8 protein-coding genes are annotated in these 11,032 nt (G+C 68.3%); 4 read left to right on the top strand and 4 right to left on the bottom strand.

Annotated features, from left to right (window positions below; genetic code table 11):
• Positions 1–186: 186 nt before the first annotated feature.
• Positions 187–1,089: a TraX family protein gene (locus G1C96_RS08060; protein WP_169276079.1), complete on the top strand. Its 903-nt coding sequence runs from the start codon at positions 187–189 to the stop codon at positions 1,087–1,089.
• Between the two features lie 283 nt (positions 1,090–1,372).
• Here the strand turns inward: G1C96_RS08060 and gdhA are convergent, their stop codons facing one another.
• Positions 1,373–2,719 (bottom strand): NADP-specific glutamate dehydrogenase, encoded by a 1,347-nt coding sequence (gene gdhA, locus G1C96_RS08055; RefSeq protein ID WP_169276078.1) that lies wholly within the window; start codon positions 2,717–2,719, stop codon positions 1,373–1,375.
• Positions 2,720–3,082: 363 nt separating this feature from the next.
• On the opposite strand from gdhA, the gene G1C96_RS08050 reads away from it, so the two are divergent.
• The 3 genes from G1C96_RS08050 to G1C96_RS08040 all read left to right on the top strand — a co-directional run bounded on the left by G1C96_RS08050 (position 3,083) and on the right by G1C96_RS08040 (position 6,129).
• On the top strand, positions 3,083–4,183 hold the full coding sequence (locus G1C96_RS08050) for an L-lactate dehydrogenase (protein WP_169276077.1): 1,101 nt from the start codon (positions 3,083–3,085) through the stop codon (positions 4,181–4,183).
• A 655-nt stretch (positions 4,184–4,838) separates the two neighbouring features.
• On the top strand, positions 4,839–5,843 hold the full coding sequence (locus G1C96_RS08045) for an AEC family transporter (RefSeq protein WP_169276076.1): 1,005 nt from the start codon (positions 4,839–4,841) through the stop codon (positions 5,841–5,843).
• Position 5,844: 1 nt separating this feature from the next.
• Positions 5,845–6,129, top strand: coding sequence for an acylphosphatase (locus tag G1C96_RS08040; protein WP_335341941.1), 285 nt, complete (start codon positions 5,845–5,847; stop codon positions 6,127–6,129).
• Between the two features lie 129 nt (positions 6,130–6,258).
• On the opposite strand, the gene G1C96_RS08035 is transcribed toward G1C96_RS08040, so the two are convergent.
• The 3 genes from G1C96_RS08035 to G1C96_RS08025 form a co-directional block, all read right to left on the bottom strand.
• The gene (locus G1C96_RS08035; protein WP_169276075.1) at positions 6,259–8,205 is read right to left on the bottom strand and encodes a PASTA domain-containing protein; all 1,947 of its coding nucleotides are present in this window, start codon (positions 8,203–8,205) and stop codon (positions 6,259–6,261) included.
• 92 nt (positions 8,206–8,297) lie between these two features.
• Positions 8,298–10,145 carry a zinc ribbon domain-containing protein gene (locus G1C96_RS08030; RefSeq protein ID WP_169276074.1) on the bottom strand — a complete coding sequence of 616 codons (1,848 nt, stop codon included), beginning with the start codon at positions 10,143–10,145 and terminating at the stop codon, positions 8,298–8,300.
• A gap of 29 nt (positions 10,146–10,174) precedes the next feature.
• Positions 10,175–11,032, bottom strand: an 858-nt coding sequence (locus tag G1C96_RS08025; RefSeq protein WP_169276073.1) for a DUF6574 domain-containing protein, incomplete at its 5' end; no start/stop codon positions are given.

Raw genomic sequence — 11,032 nt, 5'->3', positions numbered from 1 at the left:
AAAAGACGATGCACCCTCCCGCCGCGATACGTTGACTGTGCGGATCCTCATCCGCGAACGGTCGGGCGGGGCGTGGAGTCCCTGCGCAGAAACGGAAACGGGGGAATCGAAATGGGAACTGACTTAGGAACCGGCACGGGCCTTGCCGGGCTGCAACATCGGCTTGGCGCATCGCGACGTTTCGGCGTGAACGCCTTCACGCTCAAGACCCTTGCCTGCGTCTTCATGGTCATGGACCATGTGGGCGCGTTCCTCCCCGGCGCGCCGGAATGGCTGCGCTGGGCGGGACGCCCGGCCATGCCGATCTTCGTGTTCCTCATCGGCTGGAGCGTCGAATACACGCGCAATCGGCGCGCGCTGCTCGTCCGGTTGTACGCGTTCGGCGTCATCATGAGCGTCGTCCAGTCGGCGCTGCATCTTGACGCCAACATCTTCCCGACGCTGTTCCACATCGCGCTCGTCGCCACGCTGCTGCGCGAGCCGGACGCACGTCGCCGCACGCGCAACGTCGCACTGTACTGCGCGTACCAGATCGGCATGTTCGCCGCGATCTACGGCAGCCTCTCCACGCTGATCGACGCCTTCCCCGCCCTGGTCGACCGGCTGCCGTGGGGCTTCCAGTACCCGCTGCTGGCGCTCACCGGGTGCGCGATCGGCTGGGACTACGGCGTGTTCGTCATCCTCATGGGCGTGGCGTTCTGGGCGTGCCGCGGGTCGAAGGCGCGGCTGGCCGTGGCGTTCGTGGCGTTCGACGCGGTCTGGATGTTCTTCAACAACACGCACTACGGCCTGTCCGCGTTCTACCGCGGCGCCCGCGTGCTGGGCGCGAGCCCGGATATGCTGACGGGATTCTATGCGCTGATGTGGCGGCTGTTCGGGTTCGCTCCCATGGGGCTGGGTCACACGCTGGCGGAGTACCCGCAGTGGGCGATGATCCTCGCGCTGCCGCTGATGCTGCTGTACGACGGGCGGCGTGGTCCGGGCGGGCCTTCCGGCGCCGTGGGGCGGCGCGCGGCCAAATGGTTCTTCTACGTGTTCTATCCGGCGCACGTCGTGGCGCTGGTGCTCGTCGGGCAGGCGATGGCGTGACGCGCGGTCTGCGTGGCGGACGACGCGTCACGCGGTTGCGGATGTTCGTGCGGACGTTACGCGGCCCGATGGCGTCCGCACGCACACCCATTGGCGGCATGGGATGTGCGTGCGGACGTTTCGGGGCTCAATGATGTCCGTTGTCACATCCGTTGTCGTTTCGGGGTGTGCCAACGGACGGAATCGCCGCATGAAATGTCCGTGGGCACATCCGACGACGAGATCGGATGTGCCCACGGACGAAATGCCGCCTTGGAGACGGCCGTTCAGACGCCGGAGTGCCTCACAGCACGCCCTGGGCGACCATCGCGTCGGCCACCTTGACGAAGCCGGCGATGTTTGCGCCCGCCATCAGGTCGCCCTCCTCGCCGTACTCCTTGGCCGCGGCCAGCGAGTTGGCGACGATGGACTCCATGATCGACTTGAGCTTGGCGTCGGTCTCCTCGAACGTCCAGCTCAGACGGTACGAGTTCTGGCTCATCTCCAGACCGGAGACCGCCACGCCGCCCGCGTTCGCGGCCTTGGCCGGGCCGTACAGCAGGCCGTTCTTCTGGTACACCTCGATGGCCTCCGGCGTGGACGGCATGTTCGCGCCCTCGCACACCACCTTGCAGCCGTTCTTCACCAGCGCCTCGGCGGACTCGCCGTCGATCTCGTTCTGCGTGGCGCACGGCAGCGCGATGTCGCACGGCACGGTCCACACGCCCTTGCAGCCCTCGTGGTACTCGGCGCCCGGCACGCGCTCGGCGTACTCCTTGATGCGGCCGCGGTGGCCCAGCTTGATGTCCTTGACGACGTCCAGCTTGATGCCGTCCGGATCGTACACGTAGCCGTTGGAATCGGACGCGGTGACGACCTTCGCGCCCAGCGCCTGCGCCTTCTCGGTGGCGAAGATCGCCACGTTGCCGGAGCCGGAGATCACCACGGTCTTGCCCTCGAACGAATCGCCCTTGAGCACGCGCAGCGCCTCGGCGGTGTAGTAGCACAGGCCGTAGCCGGTGGCCTCGGTGCGGGCGAGCGAGCCGCCGAACTCCAGGCCCTTGCCGGTGAGCACGCCGGAGTACTCGTCGCGGATGCGCTTGTACTGGCCGAACAGGTAGCCGATCTCGCGCGCGCCCACGTTGATGTCGCCGGCGGGAACGTCGGTGAACTGGCCGATGTGGCGACACAGCTCGGTCATGAACGCCTGGCAGAAGCGCATCACCTCGGCGTCGGACTTGCCCTTCGGGTCGAAGTCGGAACCGCCCTTGCCGCCGCCCATCGGCAGCGTGGTCAGCGAGTTCTTGAGGATCTGCTCGAAGCCGAGGAACTTGATGACGCCCTCGTTCACGGTGGGGTGGAAGCGCAGGCCGCCCTTGTACGGGCCGATCGCGGAGTTGAACTGCACGCGGTAGCCGCGGTTCACCTGCACCTTGCCGGAATCGTCCACCCAGGCCACGCGGAACTTGATCACGCGCTCGGGCTCCACGAGGCGCTCCAGCACGCCGTTCGCCTCGTACTCCGGGTGCTTCTCGACCACGGGCTGGAGGCTCTCCAGAACCTCGCGCACCGCCTGCAGGAACTCGGGCTGGTCGCCGTCGCGCTTCTCGACCTGCGCGTAGACCTTCTTGACGTACTCGTCAGTGAGCATGTTTCTCCCTTGCGTTGGGGTAATGAGACAGTCTCTTTCATGGAGACGCCCTCATTGTACGTGGCGAATCCGGGGAGCGGAAGGGCGGATTCCGTAGGGCGGGACCGCGGCCGGCGAGTTGGGAGCACGTCCCACATAGTGGGCAAATCGTGGGAGCGCTCACATAGTAGAAGCCTCTGCCGCCGCGGCGCGCGACGGACTACGCTCGCGGATAGACGCCGGTTGCCCAGGGGACGGCCGACGGCACGGAACCGTGCGCGCTGCGATCCGCCGCATCGATCGACGGTCCGAGGAAGGCGCGCGGGACCCGCGACAACGTCATCGGCCTAGGGGATCTCTAGGCGACCTAGGAAAGGGGTCATCATGGCAATCGGTCCGGTGAAGGTCGGCATCGTCGGTCTGGGGCACGTCGGAGCGCACGTGGGCAACAGCCTCGTGCTGCAGGGCGTGGCCGACGAGATCTACCTGTGCGACGTCAACCCGAAGAAGCTCGCCGCGGAGACGCAGGATCTCAACGATTCCTCCGTGTTCGCGCCCCACCGCGTGCGCGTGGTCAACTGCGGCGCCGACTACGAGAAGCTCGCCCAGTGCGACGTCATCGTCAACGCCGTGGGCCACGTCACGCTCTCCGCCGTGAGCCGCGACGGCGAGCTGTACGCCACCACGCACATGGTCCGCACGTTCGTGGGCCGCATCGCCGCCGCCGGGTTCAAGGGCTTCTGGGTGAACGTCACCAACCCGAACGACGTGGTGGTGCGCGAGATCCACCGCCTGTCCGGCCTGCCGGCCTCGCACGTCATGGGCACCGGCACGTGCCTCGACTCCGCACGCCTCAAGGACGCCATCGCGCTGGCCACCAACGTCTCCCCCGAATCGATCAACGCGTACATGATCGGCGAGCACGGCTTCAGCGAGATCGCCGCATGGTCCAACGTGTCGTTCGCCGGCAAGCCGCTCGCCGAGCTGGCCGCCGCCGAGCCGGAGCGCTACGGCTTCGACAAGGCCAAGCTGTTCGAGCAGGCGCTGCGCGGCGGCTACTGGTCGTACGCCGGCAAGCACTGCACCGAATACGCCATCGCCAACTCGGCCGTGCGCATCACGCGCGCCATCGTGCACGACGAGCACGTGGTGCTGCCGGTCTCCGCGTACCTGGACGGCCAGTACGGCCAGTCCGGCTTCTTCATCGGCGTGCCCGCGATGATCAGCGCGCAGGGCGTCGAGGCGGTGTACGAGCTGGACCTCACCGACGAGGAGCGCGAGGGCTTCCTCAACTCCTGCAGGAAGGTGCAGGACAACTACGCCAAGCTTCCCGGATTCCCGGCGGAGGACGCGCGCAAGGTGCCGGTGGTCATCCCGCCGGATCCCGAGCACGACGACGTCTACGCCAAGGGCGGCTACGTGGTGATCCACGACGGCGACGAGGTCTACCCGGACGCCGAGGAGAGCGCCGAGGCGGCCAAGTGAGGCGCTGGTAGTCGCTGACCCGTGGCTTCGCGAAGCGGCCTCGTTCCGGTGGCCGGGCGTGCTCGATGCGCGTCCGTCCGCCGGAACGAGGCCGTTTGCGTATCCGTGTGGCTCGGCGTGGACGGCGGGCCGGCCGTGGCCATTCCGCGGAATCGCGGCGTCCGGTGCCCACGGACGGCCGCCGGAGGGCACCACGGCGGAAAATCCGCGGAGCGTATGCCGGGGACACGCGGGGATATGCGGGGATGTGCGTGATGTGTCGGGATATCTGCGTAGTCAGGGGTACTTTTCTCGGATTGCGCGGAGATATCTGCAGAGTCAGGGTGCCTCGCGGGCGGCACCGGCGTGCGGGCGCGGCGCGAAGCGTTGCAATGAAGCCATTCCGTTGAGGGCGGTATGCGCGATGTCGCCTGCAAGGCACCCTGACTCTGCAGATATCTGCCGACACGAGGCGAAAAGTACCCCTGACTCCGCAGATACCCTCGCCCACCGGCCTCCGAAAGGCCTGCCGGACGGTGCACAACTGGGCAACGGCGTGGATAACCGCCGCCGCAGCGCCCGATCCACCTCTTTTGGCGACCTTCGCCCGGGCAAAACCGTCCCGCGCGGTGGGCAGACGTGTGGATAAGCTCGATGCACGACTGATGGAGGCGGTATGGAGAAGATCATCGAGCCGATCGTGTTCCTGTGCATCATTCTGATCGGCTACGCGTTCAAGCGTATCGGCTGGTTCCGGACGGATGACTACCGGGTGATGCAGAAGATCGTGTTCAACCTGCTGCTGCCCGCGGCCGTGATCGTCTCCTTCATGGACAACCCGCACGACATGAACCTGCTGTGGGTGACGCTGTTCGGCTTCTGCTGCTCGGTCATCCCGATCCTCACCATCTACTTCGCCACGCGCAGGGCCCCGCTCGGCGACCGCGCGTTCGCGATGCTCAACGGCTCCGGCTTCAACATCGGATGCTTCGCCATGCCGGTGGTGCAGGCGCTCATGGGCCCCACCGCGGCCGTGGCGGTGGTGATGTTCGACATCGGCAACTCGGTGATGATGTCCGCCGGCATGAACGCCGTGACCACGCAGCTGCTGCACATCGACGACACGCATCCGCTCAGTCCGGAGGAGCAGGCCCGTCCGCTGGGCCCGCGCACCCCGCGCAAGATCCTGGACCGCGACGCCCGCCGTCTGCAGCGCCGCGCCAACCTGCGCCGCATCGCCCGCAACTTCTACTCGTCCGCCGCGTTCATGACGTACATGCTCATGCTCGTGGTGATGCTCACCGGCTTCGCCATGCCCGAATGGGTGGGCACCGCGCTGCATCCGCTGTCGAACGCCAACGCGTTCTGCTCGATGATGATGGTGGGCATGCTCATGGACGTGCCGCGCAGCCGCGACGACCTGCGCCGCCTCGCCACGGTGTTCGGCTGGCGCTGGCTGTTCGCGGTGGTCTTCGCCGTGGCCGCGTGGTTCATCCTGCCGGTGGATCCGGCCGTGCGCAAGGCCGTGATCTTCGCATGCTTCGCGCCCGTGGGCGTCTTCTCCACGCTGTTCACGGACCGCGTGCTGGGCAACGCGCGTCTGGCGGGTCTTTCGCTGGCCTTCATGGCGATCGTGGGTCTGATCGCGATGACCGCCATCAACATCCTGCTGGTGGTGTGACGTGGCGGATGTGGTGCGCAGGCACATGACGGTCACCGGCCGCGTGCAGGGCGTCGGCTACCGGTACGCGGTGGTCATGGCCGCGCGGCGGCTCGGCGTGAGCGGCTGGGTGCGCAACCGCTACGACGGCACTGTGGAGTGCGAGGCGCAGGGCACGCCCGACCGGCTGGACGCGCTGGAGGCGCGGATGCGCGTCGGGTCGCAGTGGAGCCGCGTGGCGGACATCGTGACGGAGGACGTGCCGCCGCTCGACGGCCCGCAGCCGCCGTTCGCCGTGCGGCGATGACGCCTGCGACGCCCCGTCGCGGATGGTCGATTCCCCCGGAAACGCAATGAGCCCCCGTCCGCGCGTGATGCGCGGACGGGGGCTCGGCGTATCTCCGGTCAGTCTCCGGTCAGAGCGGAGCCGCTCGGATCAGTTCGCGGCCGGCAGCGACTTCCAGTCCATGTCGGCGTTGTCGACGAGGTAGTAGACGTCGTCGTCGGTGGGGGCCGGCTTCATCTTGACGGTGTTGTCGGGGCCCCAGCCGGTGTACGGCAGGAACGGGTTGCTGCCGTTGATCGGATCGTAGTTGACCGAGGTGGAGTCGTACTGCGACTTGTCGCGCGCCACGATGAACGGGCGCGTGGTGTCCACGGCGGGCTTGCCGTCGGCGGCCTTGAGCGCCGCGTCGTCGAAGTAGCCGTTCGACTTGAGCTGGTCCAGGTCGGCGCCGACGGGCACCACCAGATAGAAGTCATCCATCTGGTAGGTGGCGCCGGAGGCCTGCATGGAGTAGTCGGAGACGGACTGCATCTGGCCGTTGACGCACAGCATGCCGATGGCGTCGCTGGATTCCGGCGTGCTGCCGCACATGTAGCCCATGAGATCCGCCTGCGGGAACAGTTCGAACGCGCCGGTGCTGCCGTTGATGAGGTAGTCGGCGTTCTGGCTGCTGCAGAACGGCTGCTGGGCCGCGTCGCAGGCCACCATCATGGTGCCGGATTCGCCGTTGTAGTTCTGGTCCTTGTACGGGCTGGTGCTGCCCTCGGTCTGGTAGAGGAACGGCTTCTCGGCCTGCGCGTTGGCCGTGCTGGATTCGAACGCGAGGCAGCTGCCGGACTTGTTGCAGTAGCGGCCGGCCAGCGTGTAGGGCGATCCCCAGGTGTTGGTGCCGTAGAAGTCCTGGACGTCCAGCGCGCTCTTCGCGTCGTCGCCGCCGATGCCGCGGTACAGCGTCACGGTCTTGGAACCGGAGACCGCGGTGCCGGGCGCCGGATCGGCCCCGGAGACCTTGCCGATGTAGTCCTTGCGCGCCAGACGATCCGCCACGTTCACCGTGAAGCCCTTGGACTCCAGCTCGGACTTGACCGTGTCCACGTCCTTGCCGAGCACGTCGAACGGGATGCCGTCGCCCTTGGTGGCCACGCCGATGAAGATGCCGTCGGTCTTCTGGTCGTCGGGCAGCGGCTGGCCGTCGGCCGGGGACGTGACCACCACGGAGCCTTCGGGCGTGGTGCTGTCGTCGGCCACGACCACCTTCTTGGCGGTGACGGGCACGCCCATGTCCTTGAGCACGGCCTGGGCGTCGGCGGCGGTCTTGCCCACGGTGCCCTCCGGCACGCCGGGGCCGAGCGACGACTTCACGGTGACGGTCTGGTCCTTCTGCACGCGGTCGCCGGGCTGCATGCCCTCGAGGCCCGCGTACTCGCCCTTGGGCTTGGCGGAGTAGACCTGCTTGATCTGCGTGGCGATGCCCTTGTCGTTGAGCTGCTTGGCCACCACGTCGGCGGTGAGCGCCTGGCCCGCGGCGGGCTGGAAGTCGGACGGGTTCGGCACGATCTTGCCGCCCCAGATACCGGCACGCCACGTGAGGAACGCGCCGAGGCCGCAGCCGCCGGCGATCAGCGCCACTACGAGCGTGATCACCACGGGCTTGACCCAGCCGCGGTGCGGCTTGGTCGCCGTGGCGGCGGCGACGTTGGCGGCGACTGCCACGTCCGGCGTCACGGGCGCGGGGGCGGGCGTCTCGGCGACGGGCGCCGGTTCGGGTGACGGTGCCGGAGCCGGGGCCGCGGGTTGGGCAACGGGTGCAGCGTCGACCGGCTGATCGGCCGGCTGCTGCACGGCCGGCATGGGTTCGGGAGCCGGAGTCGGCGCGGGCGTCTGCGCGACCGGAACGGCGTCCGGCTGGGCGACGGATGCAGTGGGTGTTGGCTGCGCAACCGGTGCCGGCGTCGCGACCGGAGTCGCAGGGGCCGCAGGCGCAGCGGTCGCCGCCGGAGCGGTCGCCGCCGGCTCATCGGCCTGCAGCGGCGCGCCGCAGCCGACGCAGAACTTGCCGCCGTCCTCGTTCTTGGTACCGCAATGGATGCAGAACATGATGGTTTCTCTCTTCTAGATGCTTCTCTGCTTCTGGATGCTTCTGGATGCCGGATACTGGATACTGGATTCCGCCGGTCGGAGGCCGGCGATCAGTCGGTCGTGTCGACCTTCACGTCGAGCTGCTCGTTGTCCAGCGAGAACGTGCCGGTGAGCGTCACGTACGTCCACGCCTTGCCGTCGGTCCACGTGGTCTCGCCGGCCCACTGGTACTGGTAGCTGCCCTCGATCTCGAACTGGCTGGTGGAGAACGTGCCGCTGTCCAGATCCACGTCGTCCAGCGCGATCTTGGTCTTGAGCGTGCGCGTCATCGAGGGGCCGAGCGTGGCGGTGGTGTCGGTCATGTCCAGCGCGTACCCGCAGCCGCTCGGCGGCTTGATGTCCGTGGACGCGATGCACGGCTGCACGGTCTTGTTCACCGCGTCGAGCAGCGCGCTGCGGAGCTTGTCCGTCTCCTTGGGCAGCAGGTAGGCGGCGTCGTCCGGGTTGGTGAGCGTCACGCTCTGCGCGGTGACGTACGACGACGGCGCGATGCCGAACTCGTAGACGCCCGGATACACGCTGAGCTGGTACTTCCGCATGTTCTGGTAGTCCACGGACGAATCGTAGTTCTTGGAGTTCGTGGGGTCGCTGGTCACGGGATCGCCGTTGCCCAGCGTGCTCAGATCGAGGCTCACGCCGTTGACGGTGATGTGGTGCATCGACTGCGGCAGCGCCACGGTGAGATGCTCGAGCATGGGCGTGGTGATCTTCCACGAGTCGAACACCAGCCACTGCTTGCCGCCGGAGGACACGGTGACGGGCATGCTCTGCCTGGCGCCGTTCACGGTGTAGCTCACGGTGGCGGTGTACGTGTTGTTCGCGCCCTTGACGGGGTCGCTCACGGAGACGTCGTGGATGCGTTTGGCCTGATCCTTGGCCACATCCGAAACGAGCAGCGCGCGCTGGGCGTTGTCGATGCCCGGATCCCCCAGTTCGTTCGCCTTGGCGTAGTCGCCGGAGGAGACCGCGTTGACGTACTCCTTGAGCGGACCCGAAGGCGAGAACACCGTGGCCCTGAGCGTGAAGTACGCGGTGACGAGACCGGCCGTGAGCACCACGAGGATGCACAGCAGCGCGATGAGGCCGCGGTGCGACTTCCGGCGCGTGGCCGTGGCCGCGGCGGGGGCCGGCGCCGCGACGTGCGCGACGGGTGCGGGCTGCGGTGCGGGAGCGGATACGGGTGCGGGCGCGGGGGCCGGCGCGTAGACGGGCGTGCCCGGGGTCACCGGCGTGAACGACGGGGCCGGAGCGGCCGATGCGGAGCCCACGACGGGCGTGCGCGGCTGCGGCGCAGGTATCGGCTCGACCGGGTCCGCCACGGACATCAGGTCGGGCAGCGGGGCCGGCGCGGGGGCCGGGGCCGGTTCCGGCACATAGAGCGGTGCGGTCGCGGGTTCCGAAGTGGGTTCCGGAGCGGGCTCAGGTTCCGCCGAGGGCAGCGGCACGGTCTGCGAGATCCGTTCGACCTGCGTGTCCTGTTCGGGCTGCTCGGCGGATTGCGCGGGCTGCTCGGGTGTGGCCGGCAGCGGCGCATCCGGCGTGATCAGCGGCACCTGCAGGTCCGGGATCTCGGGGACCTCGGGCATCGCGGACGTCGGAGCGTCCGCGATGGGATCCTGCTGCGACGGCAGCGCCACGGTCGGCTGGTCCGCCACGTCGTCATGCCGATCGACGACGGGGTCCGCGGATACGGACGGCATCGCCGTCGTCGCTTCGGACGGCGATGCCTCGGTGGGCGCCGGTTCCGGCTGGACGGCCGGTTCCGGCTCCTCGGGGGCGGGCGCATGCTCTGCGATCGGAGCCGCGGGCGTCTGCGGCTCGACCTCGATCGGGGCACCGCATTCGGTGCAGAATCTGACGCCCTCGTCGAGCCTGGCGCCGCAGTTCGTGCAGAACATACGCTCTCCCTGCCTCAGTCGCTACGGATTCAGGACAGGTTCAGCACGTCGCTGACCGCGGAGCCGGCGATGGCGCCGGACAGCATCAGCGCGACGATCAGGATCACGAAGCACACCACGATGGCGCCGAGCCACAGCCAGAAGCTGTCCGCGTTGCGGTGGCACTCGCCCTTGGCGATCAGCGCGCCCGGCAGCACCAGCAGCGTCAGCAGATAGGCGAGGTAGAACAGCACCAGAGCAACCCAGCTGCCGCCCACCAGGGAGAGCAGGATGAGCGCCACGTAGAGCACGCAGAACGGGACCATGCGCTGGGCGTACATGTCGTGCACCTCGAAGAACGACTTCGGATCACCGAGGATCTTGCGGCCGATGAACGTCATGAGCACGGCGGCGTACGTGAGGACCAGGAAGGCGATCCACGCCTTGAACCAGACGGCGGCCGAGGGAGCCGGCGCCGAGTAGGACGTCGTGGAGCCGGTGAACATGGAGGCCAGGCCGCTGGCGTAGTTGGTGGCCGTGTGGACGGCCTTGGCGGCCCACGTGTAGATGAGCAGCGACGTCACCAGCGAGGTGACGACCGTCACCACGAACGACCACCACACCTGCGTCCTGTAGGTGGACGCCGGGCGCTTGAGCGAGGCCAGCAGCCACTGGCCGAACGCCTTGGCGGCCTCGTTGGAGGGGCTGGGCTGCGCGGGGGCGACCGGCGCGCCGGGGGCGGGCGCGTAGCCCTGCTGCGGGGCGTACGCCGGCTGCGGCTGGCCCTGCTGCGGCGCGTATCCAGGCTGCGGCGCGGCCGCGTATGCGGGCTGGGCCGGCTGCGGCTGCTGCGGGGCGACGTATGCCGGCTGGGCGGCCTGCGGGGCCGGCTGCGGGACGTAGCCGGC

The sequence above is a fragment of the Bifidobacterium moraviense genome (assembly GCF_012932365.1).
Taxonomy (GTDB): domain Bacteria; phylum Actinomycetota; class Actinomycetes; order Actinomycetales; family Bifidobacteriaceae; genus Bifidobacterium; species Bifidobacterium moraviense.
The sequence above is the reverse complement of the archived record's forward strand: the minus strand, read 5'-3'. Positions and strand labels throughout refer to the sequence as shown.

What these genes read in the sequence shown, in the direction of transcription:
- gdhA (WP_169276078.1), bottom strand. Translation starts at nt 2,719, where the DNA reads ATGCTCACTGACGAGTACGTCAAGAAGGTCTACGCGCAGGTCGAGAAG.
- G1C96_RS08050 (WP_169276077.1), top strand. Translation starts at nt 3,083, where the DNA reads ATGGCAATCGGTCCGGTGAAGGTCGGCATCGTCGGTCTGGGGCACGTC.
- G1C96_RS08045 (WP_169276076.1), top strand. Translation starts at nt 4,839, where the DNA reads ATGGAGAAGATCATCGAGCCGATCGTGTTCCTGTGCATCATTCTGATC.
- G1C96_RS08035 (WP_169276075.1), bottom strand. Translation starts at nt 8,205, where the DNA reads ATGTTCTGCATCCATTGCGGTACCAAGAACGAGGACGGCGGCAAGTTC.
- G1C96_RS08030 (WP_169276074.1), bottom strand. Translation starts at nt 10,145, where the DNA reads ATGTTCTGCACGAACTGCGGCGCCAGGCTCGACGAGGGCGTCAGATTC.